The organism is Candidatus Omnitrophota bacterium, from assembly GCA_040755155.1.
In the GTDB taxonomy this organism is placed as follows: domain Bacteria; phylum Hinthialibacterota; class Hinthialibacteria; order Hinthialibacterales; family Hinthialibacteraceae; genus JBFMBP01.
Window position 1 is genome coordinate 1 of record JBFMBP010000149.1, and the last position, 18601, is coordinate 18601.

Here is an 18601-nt window from a genome sequence, read left to right on the forward strand (position 1 = left end):
TCGCCGAAGAGCCGTATGCGTTCTATCGCGGCGAGCAGGAGGACTTTTTCATCTTCATCACGCTGCTGAAACTGATGAAGAGCGACAATGCCGGAGCGATGGCGATGGATTCTGTCTATCGTCCGCTTGCGCCGTCCGCCAAGCATCCGCAAGCGCAAATGATCGCGCGGGCGCTCTGCTTGGCGAATGATGGCCTTTACGCCGAAGCGGTAAGCGCGCTGCAAGAGGCCGACGCCGAGTTGGCGCAGGGACGCGAGGCGCGGCAGGACAAGAGCCTGGACGAATACCGTAACGTCCCGCTCTATCTTACGTCCGCACGGCTGGGAATGGGGGATACAGTCGTGGCGGGAGCCGATTTTACCGAATTTATGAAGCGCAACGCCGGCGACTGGAAATACATCTACCCCCGCGCCATGCGCGTCGTGCGCGACCTGGAAATGGATGTGCATCATGACCTACCCAAAGCGCAAGTCATCACCAAACAGCTGCTGGACAGCGACATGATTACGAACGAAGAGATCAAAGCGCAATTTTCCGCCGACGATATCGCCGGACTCTACGACTTACATCAACAAAGTATGGCTTGGGGCGTCGATCTGGACGGCTCGGCGAAAATCTGCAAGTTCGTCATGGACAATTATTATCCTCAGACCTTAGCGGGCGCCGATTGCGCGATGAACTGGGCGAGATACATCTCCGGCGTTGAAAAGAGAGTGGATGAAGCGGAACAAATATTGTTGGGAATCCTCGAAAAATCCCCATTCTCAGAAATAAGACCTTGGACGTACTTCAGCTTAGCGGAGATTGCGGTTTACAAAAAGCAGCCCTACGCCGCGCTCAACTATATTTCCGAAGTCCTGAACCTAATCACGAAAGACGCCAAAGGCGCAGTAGTCCGCGTCCGCGAAGTTTCGCTGGAATTAAGAGACAAAATCCTCAACTCCGAAGCGTACTAAACAAAAACCCCATTGAAAGGAGGAATCAATGATGGCAAAATTATCTAAAGACAAACGGGAAATGGTATCTTTTGTTTCCGTTGTGATAATGTTAGGAATAATGATTGTCTGGATGTTTATGATGCAGGTTGACGATAATCCCAATATGTTGGCGTACGCGACGGGAGCGAATCCGACGCCGACAGTTACGCCTTTACCTACGCCAACATCTACGCCAAGGCCATTTAATTATTGCTGTCAAAAAGCTGTTGAAGATTTTAACTTTGATAACTCACATGGAGCATGGTACTATTGTGTATTTAATTCATCTGACTGCACAACTACTGGACAATGTGCTGAAGCAAAGTGGATTTTAAATCCAAATGCCCAAGCTCTTGCAGATCAAATATCTAAAGACTGGGATAAAAATGATGCATTAAGACATACAATTTGGTCATTAATGATGACTGAAGCATTTAGTTCTTGTACTGCAAAGCAAATAGCCGATGCATATGAAGTGGATGAACCCAATGCTTGTAATGAAATGTACAAAGATCTATATAATAATCAAGTGGGAAGAAGTCTTGCTAATCAACCTGGTACAATAGAAGAGAGGGTAAGGAATGCACTAAGTAGTGGTTTAATACATACAGTTGAAGGTTGTTAATATAATTTAAATATGTGAAAGGAAAACATAACCATGAATAAAAAATATTCGAAAATTTTATATTATCTTTTTGTTATAATTACAATACCGATAAACACTTTTACGAAAAATAATATGGATCAAATAAGTAAAATTGTTTATCTTGGTGATATTATTCCACCATTTTCATGGATATCCAAAGAAGATTATGAAATAATTAAGGAATTATATATTGGTATGAATCACGATAAATTTGTCAGTATTACGAAAAATATTCATAATTTAAGGAGTAAATATCATCGCATATCTTTTGATGCTGAATTACCACCTGAAATATACATAAAGAAGTATGACAATATTACTGATTCGCCAAGTATAAATTTAGTTTTCAGAATTGATGATAATTACATTATGAATGGCATAGATTTTTATTATAAGGACTTATATTCTTCAAAAATAAACGCATCTCGCAGTAACATAGTACATTCAATACATTTACTTTTAAAAAATTTAGGAGAACCTACGAAATATTTCCATACAATTCTTAATCCAGAACATAGAAACATAAGAGAGTCATTGGTAGTTATGGAATGGGATGTTAATGCGTTGGTTAAATTAGTATATTCATTTTCTCCAATAGAAGATTTACAAGGTAATCCATTATTAATTAATATTCAAGTATCTCCTATTGAGAAAGAATATATTTCAACGAAAATGCATAAAAATATTATTAATGGTAAAGACACTCCTTATAAAACGTATATTGAGGAAGCAAGAAAATTAGTCAAAGAAAGTAATAAGCAGTGAAATATTTCATATAGATAATTTGAATTCATATATCAATTTAATGAGCTGAGCGGGCAACAATGGTAAGTTTTTTTTGCCCTTGAGATTTCCCCATTCAAAGTCGAGATGCTCTAGGGCGTGTTGTCATTCGGCGAAATGCTTTCTGCCCCTCCATCGGGAGACGCCGCGCTCTTCGGAACGATCGAACCTCGTCCTTGATTGGGACCGATGGCAAGCGATATCTCCGTCGTCTGGCCGGGAACGACGGCAATACAGAAATCGTGCACCCGCGATTCGTCGTTGTTGATGAACTTCGCGATGTAAACGCCTTCGCGGATGGCGGGTATCGTAAGGTCTTTCTTATGCCCGTTGAGGGTAAAGTTATTGACGACGGCTTTGGATGGCTTTAATTCGACGCCGCCGTACCCCCGCTGGTAAAAACGAGCTTCCGCAAGATAGGAAGAATAGACAATCAGCATGGACGCCGACGCCGCAACGGCTAGCGCTGTCCACCGGAACGAGGAGTCGAGAAAGACAGGAAGGTACGTTAACAATAAGAGCAGGCAAGGCGCCGCCTCGATGGCGAACAAATCCCAATCCTGCCCCATTCCCAAATTTGGATGCCAGACTAAAGTAAAAACCGTGAAGCAAAGCGTATACGCCAGAAGAAAAAGGCGTGCGGGTTGGCGCAGGCTGGAAAAACCAAACGCGGCGATCGACCAGAAAATCGCCGGCCAAAAAATCCACGACCGCATGATCCAGGCATAGAGAATATCGGCGAGATGCCCCCATTCGAACATTCCATAAAATTGCGCTCCGTCCGGCTCCAAAACCAGGGGAACGAAATTACTCTGCGGCGATAAGCCCAGCACGGTGATTTTCAACAGAGAATCGAAGCGTTTCACGATATAAGCGATTAGCGTAGGAATTTGTCCCCGCATCAAGGGGCCGAAATCCCTCGGTTGTCCCTTGAGCCAGGGGAGAATCAGCAAGGAAGGCAGCGCGAACAAGATGCCCAAGTGCATCCACAAGGCGGCGGAAAAAGCCAGCGAAGCGTGAAGCATGGAAAACCGCCCCCGCAGATATCCTACGCCCGCATATCCATAATAGAACAGCGTCATGAGAAAAAGAGTGTAATACTCCGTATGCCCATTGCAAAACAAAGCCAGGCCGGAGGAAAAGAATAGCAGCAGCGTCCATAGCGGATCGGCGCTGACGAAAAAGAGGCTGAATTTCAACAAGACGTATACCGATATCGCTCCGGCGGCGCTGGAAACGAGATTCATCACGCTCAATCCGTCCCATCCCCAAGGAAAAAGCAGCTGGTAGACGAGTTTAAAAACGGCCTGGGACGCCAATTCGGTCTGCACCAGCCAAACCGCCGGTTCCCGGCTCTCGATCATCCGGCTCAATTGATCACCGTCGCCGGAATAATATTGGGAGCGATAGACCCAAAAAAACAAGAAGAAAACGGCGCCCGTCATAACAGGATGGCGGGAAATAAAGCAGCCCGTGGAACTCCACGGGCTGCCAGGGGCTTGCTCGAATGATTTCGTCTCGGAGCAAGAAGAAAGGATATTAATGGGCATGGCTTGCAGCGCCTTCGGCTTCTTTATCCTTCGGAAGTTCATAGACGATGGATTCGGTGGTGAGAAGCAGGCCCGCGATGCTGGCCGCATTCTGCAGAGCCGTCCGCACCACCTTGGCGGGATCGATGATTCCCGCCGCGGACAAATCTTCCATTTCGCCAGTTAGGGCGTTGTAGCCGACGGCGCCTTTTTCCTTCAGGATTTTCTGAACGATCACTTTCCCTTCGGCGCCGGCGTTCTGAGCGATATTCCTCGCCGGTTCCTGCAGCGCGTCCTTCAGAATTTGCCCGCCCACCGCTTCGTCGCCGGTCAACTTGAGTTTATCGATGGCCGAAGAAGCCCGCAACAGCGCCACGCCGCCGCCGGGGACGATGCCTTCTTCGATCGCGGCGCGGGTGGCGTGCAAAGCGTCTTCCACGCGGGCTTTGATTTCCTTCATCTGCGTTTCCGTCGCCGCCCCGACGCGGATGACGGCGATTCCGCCCGCCATCTTCGCCAGGCGTTCCTGGTATTTCTCGCGGTCGTAGTCGGAAGTGGTCTCGATGATCATCGTCCGCAACTGATCCATGCGGTTCTTGATTTCTTTGGGTTTGCCCATCCCCTCGATGATCGTGGCGTGATCTTTGTCGATGACGACTTTCTTGGCTTCGCCAAGATCTTTGAGCGAAAGACTCTCCAACTTGATGCCCAATTCTTCCGATACCACTTGGCCGCCGGTGAAGACGCCGATATCGATCAACATGGCCTTGCGCCGATCGCCGAAGCCGGGCGCCTTGATGGCGGCGACGTTCAACATGCCCCGAATGCGGTTGACGACGAGGGTGGCCAACGCTTCGCCTTCTACATCCTCCGCGATGATGAGCAGGGACCGGCCGCTCTGCGCCACGCGCTCCAACAGGGGAAGAAGATCGTTCATCGAGGAGAGTTTCTTCTCGTGCAGCAGAATCAGCGGATTTTCCAGTATGCACTCCATCCGCTCCGCATCGGTGACGAAATAGGGAGAAAGATAGCCCCGGTCGAACTGCATTCCTTCCACGACAGCCAGTTCCATCTCGATGCTTTTGCCTTCTTCGACGGTGATGACGCCGTCCTGGCCCACTTTTTCCATCGCATCCGCGATGAGATCGCCGATTTTATCCTCGTTGTTGGCGGAGATGGAGGCGACTTGGGAGACTTCATGTTTATCCTTCACGCGCTTGGCGGAAGAAAGAACTTTATCCACAACGGCTTCGACGGATTGATCGATGCCCCGCTTCAAAGCCATGGGATGATGTCCGGCGGAAACCATGCGCAGTCCGTTGCGGTAAATCGCCTCGGCGAGCACCGTCGCCGTCGTGGTGCCGTCACCCGCGATGTCGCTCGTCTTGGAAGCGACTTCCCGCACCAGCCGCGCGCCCATGTTCGCCAACGGGCATTCCAATTCGATCTCCTTGGCCACGGTAACGCCGTCTTTCGTCACAGTGGGCGAACCGAACTTTTTTTCGATGACGACGTTGCGGCCTTTAGGACCCAGAGTCGCTTTGACGGCCTGCGCCAATGTTTCTATTCCCTTGAGAAGGGCCAGCCGAGCCTCTCCTTCATATATGATGCCTTTTGCTGCCATATCCGTTTGGCTCCTTTATAAAGATATAATGAATAACTGCGTAGGGCGTGCTTAAAGCGAAGCGCAGCCCGCCATTTTCTTGACTTATGATTCCCTCGCCCTCTGGGAGAGGGTTAGGGTGAGGGTATTATAAGTTTAATATTATCAACCCTCACCTAACCTCTCCCATCTTGGGAGAGGGATTTTAAAAGCGACAAATTCAAATATGATAGGTATCAAATATCCCAACAAAAAACATATAAATTAATCAAAGGCGCCGCGAACCGCCAAAAGCGATTCTCTATATTGTTTCTATCGCCTCTTTGAGCAGCCAGCCGTTGAAAGCGGAATTTCCCGGCAGCGATATGCGCGCCCAACCGCCTTGCTCCCGCAGTACGTCGACTTTCGTTCCTTCATGCAGCGTAAACGCCGTCTTCATATCTGCGTTCGGACCCGTTTTAATGTCGACGGCTTGCGCCATCACGATCGCTTCAGCAGACCGTTCGTAATCGTAAATTTTCCAACTCGCAGACAAAGAAAGTAGTATAAACGCAATACCCAACGTCCAGCAAGGGATTCGAAGCCAGCCTCGCGCCGTTTCCGTCCGCACTTGCCAAAGCAGAAGGAGGGAGAGCGTCCATAACCAGAAGGCGGCCAAAGCGCAGAGAAGGCTTTCCCTCATATTCAAGTAATGATGGATGCTGCGCAGCATATCCACGGTTCCGCCATACTTCGCCTGTTGAAATTCCTCATCGGCGAGCTGGTTGCGCGCATAGACGTAATTCACAAACAAATCGCGATGGCGGGGCAGCAGCCGCAACGCCCGTTCGTACCATAGAATAGCGTCGCCGAGACGGCCCAAGCGAAAATGCGTATTTCCCAAATTGTAATAAAGATATCCGTTGCGAACGCCCAATCCCAACAAATATAAATACCCATCCAACGCCTTAATCAACTCCCCCTGGGTATAATGTTCATTGGCCTGCGACAGCACTCCGTTGAGGTCCAGTCCCGTATTGTATCCTTCCGGAAGCGCCGGAGCCGCCCCCTCGCCCCGGCACAGCGAGGGAGAGACGAAGGACAACATCATAAGCATTCCAAGAATTGCTCGGCGCCGCCGAGGCATTTTATTTTCTTTTATCATTCGTTGCGCCATTCTTCCCTGTATAATGCTTTACGCGAATTCAAGCCTAATCCCGCCGTTGAAACGGCGGGCTATTACCGTTTGCCCCTTTAAAGGGGCATTTGGCAATAGCCCAGCCTTTTAAGGCTGGGAGAAGAAATTTCGCGGCTTTCGATTCTTTTCGCGTTTCGATAGAGCAATAATTATGGAAGCCTCAACGTCTCTTTTGAAAGATATTTCCAATGGCCTGAAAGTATTTGTTGCGTACCATGAGTTGAGAATATTAAGTACTCACTTTCCGGATGAACCTCATCTCTGCTTCATCATCTCGCTTAAAATCCGTTCGGTTTTGAAAAAGTCCGATTGCATCCGCCCGGAATCCCGAGCGGCGCCGGAAAAGCGCGCGGCGTCCAACTCTTCTAACGCTAGAATCACCCGCCCGGCGCAATCTTCCTCCACGCCGCGTCCGCAAAGCGTTTGCTTGATCTCCAGGCTTGTCATCCCGGCGCTGGAGAAATTCCAGCGGTGGGAAATATAGTCCGTAATCGCTTTTCCCAGATGAGAATAAAGGCGCTCCGGATCGCCGCCCGACAGCGCTTTCCGCGCATCCGCCAGCAGTTTTCTCGCCAGGCGCGGCGCTTTTTTGCTTTTGACGACGTCGGGATTGCCTTCGAGATACCGCCGGCGATTCTTTCTATAATGTCCCAGCGCCAGCAGTAAAATGGGAAGGATAAGCGCCATCCAGAATTTCCGCCTGCGGTAGATGGGCATATAAACGATGGAAAGCGCCAAGGGCGAGGTTTCGATGTATCGAAAATCGTCGCCGACGCGGTTGATGATCCGCCGGTCGTTCAAGAATCCCCCGCCCCGCTGTCCGCTCACAGCCTGGATGTTCAAATCGATAGGCTGGGTTTGGAGGACGAAATATTGCTTTTTGGCGGGATCGAAATAGGCGAAGCGTATGGGATCGATATGGTTCGCGTTCGCATCTCGGGGCATGAGAACATAGGTATATTCCACTCTTCCGCTCGCCCCGTCTTTCGTTACGCGGATATCTTCTTTTTTCGTGGAAGGAAATTCGTCGAATTTCGTCAGGTCCGGCAGTACGGGCGACGGCGCGTTGCGGATGTTTCCCATTCCTTCCAAGGCGACTTTCAAGGTAACGGTGTCCCCGGCGCGGATGTCCGTATTCTCCGCGCGTCCCGTCAGTTTGAACGTCCCCACGGCGCCTTGAAAGATATCCGGCTTGCCTTCTTCCGGCAGAGGAATCGCCTTGATCTTCACTTCTCCGGAAGCGACGGAGACTCGCTGCGTCCTGCCGAAGGGAAATCCGAAGACGTCGCTCCTCTCCGGAACCTGGCAGATTAACGACAACGGCTCGATACTCTGTTCGCCGGGCTTCAGCGGATAAAGGATATAGACGATCAGGGGCAGGCGATCGGCGATAGTATTGTTGGCCAGCCGCAATCGTTGGATGTTGCGGTCCTGGCCGTAGTCGAAGATTTCCGTCCAAAAACCTTGAAACTGGCCGCGCCGGTCTTCCAATTTCTCGGCGCGAATGTTCCGGTTGGAAGGAAAATAAGCGTCGTAAGAAAGAATGATTTCCTCGCCCACATAGGCTTCCTTTTTCGAGCATTCCGCCGTAATGAAGATGCCGTAAGGATTCGTTTGAGGAGCGGAAGCCGCGCCGGGCTGCTGCGTTGGCGTCGGCGCGCCGGGCGCCAGCACCGTCAGGATCAGCGGCTGCGCGCCGCCGCCTGCGCCTGCCGATTGAACGTTGGCGATGGAATATTTCCCTTCCGCCAGCGCGATCACTTCGTATTCCCACTCCAAAGAACGGGAGGAAGTCATCTGTCCGTTAATCCAGGAAAAACTGCTTTCGTTTTTTGTTTGTCCCAGATAATTGATGCTCAAGCCATTGATTTGAGAAAATTGCGGCGGATTGAGTTCCTCTCCAGCGTTGGAATTGGCGCTGACGGTCAGCCGCGTCGTCTCGCCCGCGCGGATGACGTTCTTTTCCAAGCTCGCCGTATAGGTCGCCGCCGCCTGGCTCAACGGCGCGCTCAGCGCCAGCCAGAGTACGATTCCCAGCAAGCCGCCGTAAAATTTCCTGCGGGACGACGCCTTCACAATCCGCTCCCCCCTCACCAATCCTTATCGACTTTCGCCTGGCCGGAGGACGGATGGCGCTGGAATTTCTTCCTTTGCTCTTTCTCGTCTTCTTCCAGGTTATTCAATAGTTGCATCGCCTGCTCTTTGGACATTTGTTGATCGAGATTTTCTTCCTGTTTCGCTTGTTCTGGCTGTTGTTCTTGTTGTTGATCTTCTTTAGGCTTCTCTTGTTGTTGTTGCTGTTGGTCTTTCTTTTCTTGATCTTTCTTCTCTTGTTCCTGTTGATCCTGTTGCTGCTCGTTTTGTTTTTGTTGATCCTGCTTTTGTTGATCCTGATTTTGCTGCGATTGTTGGTTTTGCTGTTGATCTTGCTGCTGTTGTTGTTGATTTTGTTGTTGGTCTTTATTTTTATCCATCTGATCTTTCAACTTGCGGCGGGCGACTTCGAGGTTGTATTTGGCGTCTTCATCGTCGGGATTGAGTTGCAGAGAACGGATATAGGATTCAATGGCTTTGACATAATCGTTTTTGCGAAAATGGCTGTTGCCGATGGAATAATGGGCTTTCGCCGCCAGTTTCTCGTCGGGAGACCCAATGGCTTGCTGGTATTCCTCCACAGCCTTTTCGTAGTTTTCCTGGCGGAAATAGGCGTTGCCGATGTTGAAACGCAGTTCTTCCGATTCCGGCGCATACGTCGCGGAGATATCCGTATATTGCTGGATGGCTTTTTCGTAATCGCCGCTTTCGTAGATTTTATTGGCGGCGGCGACCTTGTCGCGCAAGGGATTGAACAATCCCATCTGGAATACCGAAACCACGGCAAGCAGCGTTAATGCAATCCTTTTATGGTTCAACATCTTCATGAGATATTTGCCTTATCCAAACACATTCAAGATAACTTAACGAGAGCTTCGCTTTTAGCCCACCCTACTATTCTTTGAGCCTACCCTACCATTCAACATTCCTAAGAAAACAGAAAGCTGGCAGGCTCATCACGGCTCTGTCATGCTGCGACTCTGTCATTTCGAGCGATAGCGAGAAATCCTTCCACACGCGGATTGAAGATTTCTCGGTCGCTGCGCTCCCTCGAAATGACATGCCGCGATGCCGGACACAGGGGGAAAAACGGAGATTCGCCCTCCCGCAATTCACCTTCGAACAAGAAGAGAGGGCGAGGCTCCTGCCGAGCCAAGGCTACTCTGTCCTTTTTCTTTCTGCTATCGCTGAATTCCTCGGTGTGGCGGCTCATCATTCATCATTCATCATTCGACTAGGATTGTATCTCGTTTCTCCGGTATCCGCCCACGGTACGCTTCGGGGCGCGCTTCCGGTCCGACAGCAGCATCTCCGCAATCAAGAGAACCAGCGCCGGGAGCAGGAAAAATTCGAAACGCTCCTCGTATTGAGTAACGAACCGCGTCTCCAACAGTTTCTGCTGGCGGCGCTGTTCCATGTGCTCGTAAATTTTATTCAAGCCGAATTCCACAGAGCGTACGGGATAGTAAGCCCCGCCCGTGGTCAAGCAGATGTTTCGCAGCGATTCTTCGTCCAACTTGCTGGTGATGACGTTGCCGTTCTTATCTTCGACGTAGCCCTGCAGATCGCCTTTTTCGTCCCGGAGAGGAATCGGCTGCCCCATCGGATCGCCGATGCCGATGGCGTAGATGAGCACCCCTTCCTCCGCCGCCATCTCCGCCGCCTTCTTGGGGTCCTCCACCGTATCTTCTCCATCCGTAATCAGGATGACCACCCGAGATTCCCTATCGCCAGGCGGAAAAGAATCCAGCGATTTCTCGATCGCCTTGGAAATGGCCGTGCCGGGAACCGGGATCGAACCCACTTCCACTTCGTCCAGTAAAATTTTTGCGGCGGCGTAATCCAGCGTCAATGGACACTGGACGAAAGGCTCGCCCGAAAAGACAACCAACCCGATGCGGTTTCCTTTCATCTTGTCGATCAGGTTGGATATTTCGAATTTGGCCCGCGTCAGCCGGTTGGGCTTGATGTCTTCCGCCAACATGCTGCGGGATACGTCCAAGGCGATGATAATGTCATGGCCGCGCGACAGCAGCATTTGTTCCTTTTGGCCCCACATCGGGCGCGCTAAAGCGGCAAGCGAGAAGGCGAAAACGAAGAAAAGCAAGACGAGCTTCGACTTCTGATTCTTGCGGCTGACGCCTTCCATCAGCCGTTCGATCAATTCCAGATTCCCGAAGCGCCGCAGCGCCGATATCCTCCGCTTCCACGCCCAGCGCAGAAAGAAATAGAGCGGAATCAGCAATAACAATAAGTTTAATGTTTCGTACGAACCGAAGATCATGGCAGTTTTCGGAACCTTGTCTGCGATAGAATCATCTCAATCAACAAAAGGACCAGCGCTGGGATGAGGAAATAGGGAAACAATTCCAGGAAACGGCGATGGCCTTCGGAGAGAACCTTCGTTTTCTCCAGCGAATCGATCTCTTTGAAAATATCCAAAAATCCTTGCGTATCCGTAGCCCGGAAATATTTCCCCTGCGTCGTTTCCGCCATCTTGCGCAAGGAAACTTCGTCCACGCGCTCCGCATCGGGATAAGGAACCATGTGCTTGCCGAAGATGTCCTCCCGAATGATGAACGGCGTTCCCAGGCCGCCCACGCCGATCGAATAGATTTTCGCCCCCAGCGCCTTGGCCATTTCCGAGGCGGTGAAAGGATCGATCTGGCCCGCGTTGTTGGCCCCATCGGTGATGAGAACGATGATTTTGCTTTTCGCTTCCGTAAAGCGCAGCCGATTCAGCGCGGAGGCGATGGCGTTTCCGATCGCCGTGCTGCGCTCATCGATCATGCCGATATGGACGTCGTCGAGAAAATTCTTCACGATCCCGTAATCTACCGTCAGAGGGCATTGCAAAAACGCTTCCGACGCGAAGACGGTCATGCCGATGCGGTCGTTTCGCCGTCCGTCCACGAAGGTCTTGACGGCTTCCTTGGTCACTTCCAGGCGAGTACGCTTGTTTTGCACGTCCAGGTCGATGAAATTCATGCTGCCGGATACGTCCACAGTCAGCAGGATGTCCACGCCTTCCGTATAAATTTCGCTGCTCGTCAATTCCGCCTGCGGACGGGCGATGGAGAGAATGAAAAGGGTCAAAACCGCCAGCCGCAAGCCGAAGAGAAAATGGCGGATGGCGTGGGAGGCGGGGGGCCGCGTTCCTTGAACGCCGAAGACTTTCTTGATCCGGCTGATGTCGGAATAAAGCAGCGGCGCCGATCCCTTCCAATAAATATAGCGCCAGATCAGGAAGGGAACGAATGCAATCAACGATAAGTACCAGTAATAAGCGAAACGCATTTTGAACCAACAGCCCCTTTTATCTCTATCCCGGCGATGGGGATCAATGAAGATCGTCCCAATTCAAATAAGCGAATACGATCGGCGTCGCCAAAAATAGCATGACGGCGCCTAGCAATAGAAAACTCTCGAAACGAAAACCGTTCCACCATATCAACGCCAACCCGATGCAGGAAAAAACGGCGTCTTTGGCGATGTAGGAAACCGCGATGCGGTATCCAAAGCTCAATCCCCGCCCAAACCAAAAAAGGAAAAGCCCCAAGGCGGCCTGGACGATTCCCGTCCAGTCGCGAGAGGAGATGGCGGATGCGATTCCATTCAGAACGAGAAACAATGCGGCGGCTTGCGCCAGCGCTGCGCCGATCTTGACCTCCGCCGGAGTTTCCAAAGCGCCCCAGAAAGAGGAAAACAGAGACGGCGGGCGTTCGTCTTTCGGTTTTTCTTCCACTGGCCCGGCGGATTCTTCTCCTTCTTGCAACTTCGTCTGTTCGACGACGGCTTCGGCGTCTCGAATCAGCTTTTCCAATTCCTCCACAGGAGGTTCGTATTTGGCGAATTTGATTAAGTCGCATTCTTCAATGACGTCCTGAAACAAATCGAGAGCGGGTTTCTCCAAAGCGACGCCCCGGAGTTCGCGCAGGATTTCGCTAGTCGTAAAGTCCATCGCCAAAATGCTCCAACGCCGGTAAATGTAGAGGCGAACGATATCGCTTAGGATCGTAGAAAATTCCTTGCATTTCCCTTGTTCGATCAGTTCCTTGTTTTGGCGCAGTTTCCCCAGCGCCGCTAAAGCGCGCTCATGCGCCTGCCCCGGCGGGACATATTCCACAACCTCCCGCTTAGGATAAAGCTGACGCAGAAACCGCCAACAGAAAACGAGAATGAGAATGAGATCGAGCGCACCCAACGCGATCAGCGAGAGTAGCAGCATCCTTCCCGGCGTTTCGATGACTACCGGCGTCTTGATGTCCCGGATGTCGAGACCTTCCGACTCCTCCGGCGTCAGGCTGCGCACGTTGATCTTGATGGACGGCGTATCGATCTCGCCGATCCGGCCGTCTTCCGTTTTGAATCGGAACGCGAAGGAGGGAATGGTGAACTCGCCGGTGAAATAAGTGGAAATCACGTATTCGATGGAACGCCGTTTCTTGCCGTCGGCTAAAGTCTCTTCCTTGGCGGGATTGACTTCCTTAAGTTCGAACTGGCCGAGATTGAGCGCCTCGTTCCGCTCCAAAATCGAGACGGAGGGATCGTGAGTGATGGACACCGCCAGCCGGATATTGTCGCCGATGAGGATATCGTTGCGATCCACGCGGGCTTCCACGTCGGGCTTCAGCGAATCTTCAATTTGCGAAGAGGATGCAGATACAACCCTCGCAGCGGCGAAAGGCGCCGGCGAGATGGCGGAAGTGGAATCGATAGCTGGCGCCGCCGTAGCCGCCCATATCATGGTCATCGAATAAAAAATCGCTCCAGTCATCATTTTCCTATATATATGGGGATATTGCAGTCCTGTAGGGTAGGCTCAAAGCGAAGCGCAGCCCACCAATCTCTCTTTTCATCGTAGATAAGCGAATTCGCTATTTCTTCTCTTGCGGCTCCGTCTTCGATTCCTCGCTGGGAGCGGATGCGCCAAAAACCTGGTCATTGATCTTAACGTTCTCGGCTTTCAGCAATTCGTCCAAAAGTTGCTGCTGTCTCTCCTGTTCTTTCATGGAGCGTACGCGCGCCTCCACCTGAGATTTAACCTCTTCCAAAGGGCGCTGCCGTTCCGGCGTCTTTTGCGCGATGCGGAAGATGTGATAGCCGGACGGCCCTTTCATCGGCGCGCCGACGGCGCCTTCCTCCATCTCCAGCAACGCGCTGGCGATTTCCGGCGCCTTGCCCAAGCGGGGAACGCTATCCACGCCTTTGCGAACGTCGCCCAAAACGCCTCCCGCATCCTTCGTACTGTTATCGGTGGAAAACTCCTTGACCGCTTTTTCGAATTCCATTCCCTCGTCCAATTTTTTCTTCGCTTCGTCCGCTTTTTCCTGTGAATCGAGTTGGATATGCGCAATTTTCACGGTCAGTGGATCGATGTAATCTTCTTTGTGGGCTTGATAATAGAGATCGATGTCGCTGGGAGAAACGGCGACTTTTTCGCGCACTTCCTCCTCGTATATTTTCGAAGCCAAAAGGCTTTTTTCCATTTGCCGCAGTTGCTTGCGTACTTCCGCATCTTTGTTGTATTCCTTGCGCAGAGCTTTGTCGTAGAGCAAATCCTGAAAGATTTTGCTGCGCAGATATTCTTTCTTCTTTTCCGGCGACTCGTAATTCTTCCGCATATAGTCGGGCATCTGCGCGATTTCGCGTTCGATCTGATCGAGGGTGATCGTCTTCTCCCCGATTTGAGCAGCGACGGGGCCGGTTCCCGGCTTCTCTTCCGGTTCCAGATCAGTAACCTGTTGCAACTTTTTCTGAGCGTCGAAGCCGCGCTTAAGCGCTTCGTAGCATTTCACCATTCGCTTCTCCGCCGTTGGCGCCGCCTTGGTCTGCGGGTAGAGTTGGCTGATTTGCAGAAACGTTCCCAACGCTTTTTCGTATTGTTCCAGATTGTCCAGATAGATGTTCCCGATCGTGTAGAGAATATTCGCCCGTTGTTCGACGGGAATCTTGGCGACGTTCAAGTATTGTTGGTATTCGTCGATGGCTTGTTCGTAAAGTCCCTGGCTAGAATATGTCGCCGCCAACTCCCGCATCTTTTCCACGGGAATAGGAGAAGGAGCCTCTTTTCCTCCCATAGAAAAAAGCAGTAGAAAAACAATAAAAATCAATAAAACAAGGTTAAGCGCTGAAAAGACAATATCACGCATTATTCAAACTCCAAAATTCGAACTGTCTCTGGTGGGCTACGCTTCGCTTTGAGCCCACCCTACACAACTTTTTTTAAACCCTCACCCTAACCCTCTCCCAATGGGCGAGGGAATGGTTTTACATGAGATTCATCACTCCTAAGAAAACACTTTGTAAGTCGAATAAAATGTGCTATATACGATTATTACTATTCTCTCAATTCATGCCACCTTGATCCCACAGTTTTCTTCCTGCAATCGCCGAGAGCCTTTCCTCGGTAGGGCGGCTCATCACTCATCACTCATCACTCATCACTCATCACTCATCACTCATCACTCAAAACTCAAAATTCAAAATTCAAAATTCAAAATTCTTTCAAAACCTTCTTGCCCGCAATTGGAAAAACCGCACTAAGGGATCGACGGCGGATTGATCCGTGCGCACGGGCACGTGATCCACCTTCATCCGCTTGAACTCGTAAGTCAGCCGCTCGATGTCCTGCGCGGCGGCGTCGGAGAAGCGGCGGCGCACTCCGGCGTCGTAAGTGTCGATGATGACGATCTCGCCCGTTTCCGCGTCCTGCAATTCGAGAAATCCAATGGGAGGCATTTCCACTTCGCGGGGATCGGTAATGCTGATCGTTATCAAATCGTGCTTCTTATTGGCCACCCGCAACGCATCGGCAAAGCCGCTGCTCATGAAGTCGGAGAGAAGGAAAATTACGCTTTTTCTCGTAAGGACGTTGCCCAAAAAATCCAGCGCCGCCTTGATGTCCGTATTTCCTCCCGCCGGTTCGAACATGAGCAACTCGCGAATCAACCGCAGCACGTGCTTCTTGCCCTTTTTGGGCGGAATGAATTTCTCCACGCGATCCGTAAAGAGCATCAGTCCTACGCGGTCGTTGTTCTTAATGGCCGAGAAGGCGAGTACGGCGCTCAGCTCCACCGCCAGCTCGCCTTTCATCTTCTCCGCCGTGCCGAACAAACTGGAGGAGGAAGCGTCGACCATCAGCATGACGGTCAATTCGCGCTCTTCCCGGTAGCGCTTGACGAACGGTTCGCCCATGCGGGCGGTGACGTTCCAATCGATGGTGCGGATATCGTCGCCATGCTGGTATTCCCGCACCTCTTCGAATTCCACGCCCCGCCCTTTGAAGACGGAATGGTATTCGCCCGCCAGCACGTCGTTGACCATGCGGTTAGTTCGAATCTCGATGCGCCGGATCTGGCGGATCAACTCGCGGGGGATCATGATGGCTTCTCCCTGCGCAGCAGGCTGTTTTCCCGCTGCAACTGCAAAATGATTTTTTGGGCTTCCGCCAGCTGGATTTGCAAATGATTGGCCTGGCGCAGCAGCTGCTCGAATTGCGCCTCTCGTTGGCGGATTTCCCGCTGCTGCTGAAACGTTCTTTTAAATATCTCGTCGAAGACGCCGTCGCGTTGGTCGCGGTAGCGCCGCTTCACGACTCGTTCGTTGATGGGGTAACTCTCTTGTTCGAGAATATTGGAATTGTCGTCACGTCGGCGGTATTCTCCCGTAACGGCGCGCACATGCTTAAAGGGAAACATCTGCGAAAGCCGGATGAGAAATTCCCAGTCCTCGTAAATCGAAAGCGATTCGTCGAAGGGGCCGGCGGCGTCGAAGCAATCCCGCCGGATCAACAGGCAGTTGATGGGAATGTAATTCGCCAAGAGAAAATTGTTGCGCTCGAAATCGAAGGAATAGATCAGCTGCTCTTTCACTCGCCGCCACGCCTGCGTCCGGGGATCGCGCTCGAAGGTAACGTTGAGCACGTCGGAATAAACGACGGGCAGCCCTTGCGGCGCCGCCGCTTCCACCAACGTCCGGATGTGATGGGGAAGCGCGCCGTCGTCATCGTCCAGAAAAGCGATATAATCGCCCTTCGCCGCTTCGACGCCGATATTCAACGCCGCCGTCCGCCCCATGTTTTCGGGATTGCGAATGTACCGATAATCCAATCCGCCCAGTTCCACCGGCAGCAGATGTTCGACGTCCGCGCCGCCGTCGTTGACAACGACGATTTCGATCCGCCGATAGTCTTGCTTTTGCAAGCATTGCAAACATTCCTGCAAGCGCTCCGGCCGGTTGTAGGTTCGAACGATTATGGATACTAGCGGTTGTTCGTTCATTCCAAATCAATGTTCGCTTCAATTCTCATTTATTAACCTAATATTTGTAGGATGGGCTACACTTCGCTTCGATCCCACCCTCCCCAGCTCGCGAAAAAATCAAAGGCAAGCTACGCCTTGCCTTTGCCACCCCGACATAGGATGGGTTGCATCGTTTGATCCATCACTCTTCCAAAACACCTTCAGAAGGGGTTGGTGGGCTATGCTTCGCTTTGAGCCCACCCTACGAATCTCATTCATCATTCATCATTCATCATTAAATATTACGGCACTTCGACGTGATCGAAGATGCGCTGAACTACCTGTTCGGAAGTCATTTCCTCCGCCTCTGCTTCGTAACTAAGAATGACGCGATGCCGCAGCACGTCCATACCGATCGATTTCACGTCTTCCGGCGTTACGTAGCCCCGCCCTCGGATGAAGGCGTGCGCCTTCGCCGCCGTAGTCAGGTAGATCGAGGCGCGGGGCGAGGCGCCGTATTCGATCAGCTCGCCGATATCGAGGCCGTACAGCTTCGGCTCACGAGTGGCGAAGACGATGTTCACGATGTAATCGCGCACTTTGCTGTCCACGTAGACCTGGCGCGCAATGCTCTGCGCCCGCAGAATCTGCTCAGGATCGAGGATGGCGTCGGGTTCGGCGACCTTGTCGCCGGTCATGCGGTCGAGAATCTCCCGCTCTTCCGTTTTCGAGGGATAGTTCACTTTCAACTTGAGCATGAACCGGTCCACTTGGGCTTCGGGCAGGGGATACGTGCCTTCCTGCTCGATGGGATTCTGCGTCGCCAAGACCAGGAACGGCGCGGGCAGGGGATACGTTTCGCTGCCGATCGTAACCTGCCGCTCCTGCATGGCTTCCAGGAGCGCGCTTTGCACTTTCGCCGGTGCGCGGTTGATTTCGTCCGCCAGAATAATCTGCGCGAAGATGGGGCCTTTTTTGGGGACGAATTCGCCTGTCTGTTGGTTGTAAATCATCGTGCCGATTAAATCCGCGGGTAACAGGTCCGGCGTAAATTGAATGCGCTGGAAGGAAGCGCGGATGGTCTTAGAGAGCGTGGACACGGTCAGCGTCTTCGCCAAACCCGGCACGCCTTCCAAGAGCACATGGCCTCCCGTGAGCATCCCGATTATTAGGCGCTCTACCATATAATTTTGACCGACGATCACTTTTTCGATTTGTTTCAATAGCGAGGGAATGAAAGCGCTCTCTTCTTTTATGCGCTCGGAAATCGCTCGAATATCCTGACTGGGGGCGGCTGCCTCTAACACGAATCCAAACCTCCTTCATTAAGTAAAAGTTTCATATAGGAAAAATGGTTAAATGAATTCACTCCAGTTACGCGCAATGGGAAAATAGAGGAATTTATTTCCCTTCTCGATTGAATCACGAAAACGCGAAAGGAAAATGAAATCCGCGAAAAAGGAATCCATTCCTAATCCCGCCGTTGAAACGGCGGGCTATTATCGTTTGCCCCTTTAAAGGGGCATTTGGCAATAGCCCAGCCTTTCAA

15 protein-coding genes are annotated in these 18601 nt (G+C 51.5%); 3 read left to right on the forward strand and 12 right to left on the reverse strand.

Translation table 11 applies throughout. The annotated features are described in order from the left end of the window. The 3 genes from AB1656_22630 to AB1656_22640 all read left to right on the forward strand — a co-directional run. On the forward strand, window positions 1-956 hold a 956-nt coding region (locus tag AB1656_22630), incomplete at its 5' end, for a hypothetical protein (GenBank protein MEW6238195.1). A gap of 28 nt (window positions 957-984) precedes the next feature. Beyond that, window positions 985-1602 (forward strand): hypothetical protein, encoded by a 618-nt coding sequence (locus AB1656_22635; protein MEW6238196.1) that lies wholly within the window; start codon window positions 985-987, stop codon window positions 1600-1602. Between the two features lie 33 nt (window positions 1603-1635). After that, window positions 1636-2388, forward strand: a complete 753-nt coding sequence (locus AB1656_22640; protein ID MEW6238197.1) for a hypothetical protein — start codon at window positions 1636-1638, stop codon at window positions 2386-2388. A gap of 110 nt (window positions 2389-2498) precedes the next feature. Here the strand turns inward: AB1656_22640 and AB1656_22645 are convergent, their stop codons facing one another. The 12 genes from AB1656_22645 to AB1656_22700 form a co-directional block, all read right to left on the reverse strand. Then, the gene (locus AB1656_22645; GenBank protein ID MEW6238198.1) at window positions 2499-3956 is read right to left on the reverse strand and encodes a hypothetical protein; all 1458 of its coding nucleotides are present in this window, start codon (window positions 3954-3956) and stop codon (window positions 2499-2501) included. Continuing rightward, window positions 3946-5559 (reverse strand): chaperonin GroEL, encoded by a 1614-nt coding sequence (gene groL / locus AB1656_22650; protein ID MEW6238199.1) that lies wholly within the window; start codon window positions 5557-5559, stop codon window positions 3946-3948. Before groL ends, AB1656_22645 begins: the two co-directional genes overlap by 11 nt. 280 nt (window positions 5560-5839) lie before the next feature. Beyond that, on the reverse strand, window positions 5840-6628 hold the full coding sequence (locus AB1656_22655; GenBank protein MEW6238200.1) for a tetratricopeptide repeat protein: 789 nt from the start codon (window positions 6626-6628) through the stop codon (window positions 5840-5842). 342 nt (window positions 6629-6970) lie between these two features. Next, window positions 6971-8791, reverse strand: coding sequence for a BatD family protein (locus tag AB1656_22660; GenBank protein MEW6238201.1), 1821 nt, complete (start codon window positions 8789-8791; stop codon window positions 6971-6973). Window positions 8792-8805: 14 nt separating this feature from the next. Continuing rightward, window positions 8806-9636, reverse strand: a complete 831-nt coding sequence (locus AB1656_22665) for a tetratricopeptide repeat protein (GenBank protein MEW6238202.1) — start codon at window positions 9634-9636, stop codon at window positions 8806-8808. A gap of 407 nt (window positions 9637-10043) precedes the next feature. Continuing rightward, window positions 10044-11093: a VWA domain-containing protein gene (locus AB1656_22670; GenBank protein MEW6238203.1), complete on the reverse strand. Its 1050-nt coding sequence runs from the start codon at window positions 11091-11093 to the stop codon at window positions 10044-10046. Continuing rightward, a complete protein-coding gene (locus AB1656_22675) occupies window positions 11090-12106 on the reverse strand; it encodes a VWA domain-containing protein (protein ID MEW6238204.1) in 1017 nt (338 codons plus the stop codon). Before AB1656_22675 ends, AB1656_22670 begins: the two co-directional genes overlap by 4 nt. A 43-nt stretch (window positions 12107-12149) precedes the next feature. Further along, window positions 12150-13562, reverse strand: coding sequence for a BatD family protein (locus tag AB1656_22680; GenBank protein MEW6238205.1), 1413 nt, complete (start codon window positions 13560-13562; stop codon window positions 12150-12152). A gap of 124 nt (window positions 13563-13686) precedes the next feature. Next, window positions 13687-14961 (reverse strand): peptidyl-prolyl cis-trans isomerase, encoded by a 1275-nt coding sequence (locus AB1656_22685; GenBank protein MEW6238206.1) that lies wholly within the window; start codon window positions 14959-14961, stop codon window positions 13687-13689. Window positions 14962-15316: 355 nt separating this feature from the next. Further along, a complete protein-coding gene (locus AB1656_22690; protein MEW6238207.1) occupies window positions 15317-16192 on the reverse strand; it encodes a DUF58 domain-containing protein in 876 nt (291 codons plus the stop codon). Beyond that, on the reverse strand, window positions 16189-17091 hold the full coding sequence (locus AB1656_22695; protein MEW6238208.1) for a glycosyltransferase: 903 nt from the start codon (window positions 17089-17091) through the stop codon (window positions 16189-16191). Before AB1656_22695 ends, AB1656_22690 begins: the two co-directional genes overlap by 4 nt. Window positions 17092-17354: 263 nt before the next feature. Continuing rightward, complete coding sequence (locus AB1656_22700) at window positions 17355-18359, reverse strand: MoxR family ATPase (protein MEW6238209.1); 1005 nt, start codon at window positions 18357-18359, stop codon at window positions 17355-17357. Window positions 18360-18601 lie beyond the last annotated feature (242 nt).

Excerpts from the sequence above, each read along its gene's own strand:
- AB1656_22635 (MEW6238196.1), top strand. The coding sequence starts at position 985 with ATGATGGCAAAATTATCTAAAGACAAACGGGAAATGGTATCTTTTGTT.
- AB1656_22640 (MEW6238197.1), top strand. The coding sequence starts at position 1,636 with ATGAATAAAAAATATTCGAAAATTTTATATTATCTTTTTGTTATAATT.
- AB1656_22645 (MEW6238198.1), bottom strand. The coding sequence starts at position 3,956 with ATGCCCATTAATATCCTTTCTTCTTGCTCCGAGACGAAATCATTCGAG.
- groL (MEW6238199.1), bottom strand. The coding sequence starts at position 5,559 with ATGGCAGCAAAAGGCATCATATATGAAGGAGAGGCTCGGCTGGCCCTT.
- AB1656_22655 (MEW6238200.1), bottom strand. The coding sequence starts at position 6,628 with ATGATGTTGTCCTTCGTCTCTCCCTCGCTGTGCCGGGGCGAGGGGGCG.
- AB1656_22665 (MEW6238202.1), bottom strand. The coding sequence starts at position 9,636 with ATGAAGATGTTGAACCATAAAAGGATTGCATTAACGCTGCTTGCCGTG.
- AB1656_22670 (MEW6238203.1), bottom strand. The coding sequence starts at position 11,093 with ATGATCTTCGGTTCGTACGAAACATTAAACTTATTGTTATTGCTGATT.
- AB1656_22675 (MEW6238204.1), bottom strand. The coding sequence starts at position 12,106 with ATGCGTTTCGCTTATTACTGGTACTTATCGTTGATTGCATTCGTTCCC.
- AB1656_22680 (MEW6238205.1), bottom strand. The coding sequence starts at position 13,562 with ATGACCATGATATGGGCGGCTACGGCGGCGCCAGCTATCGATTCCACT.
- AB1656_22685 (MEW6238206.1), bottom strand. The coding sequence starts at position 14,961 with ATGCGTGATATTGTCTTTTCAGCGCTTAACCTTGTTTTATTGATTTTT.
- AB1656_22690 (MEW6238207.1), bottom strand. The coding sequence starts at position 16,192 with ATGATCCCCCGCGAGTTGATCCGCCAGATCCGGCGCATCGAGATTCGA.
- AB1656_22695 (MEW6238208.1), bottom strand. The coding sequence starts at position 17,091 with ATGAACGAACAACCGCTAGTATCCATAATCGTTCGAACCTACAACCGG.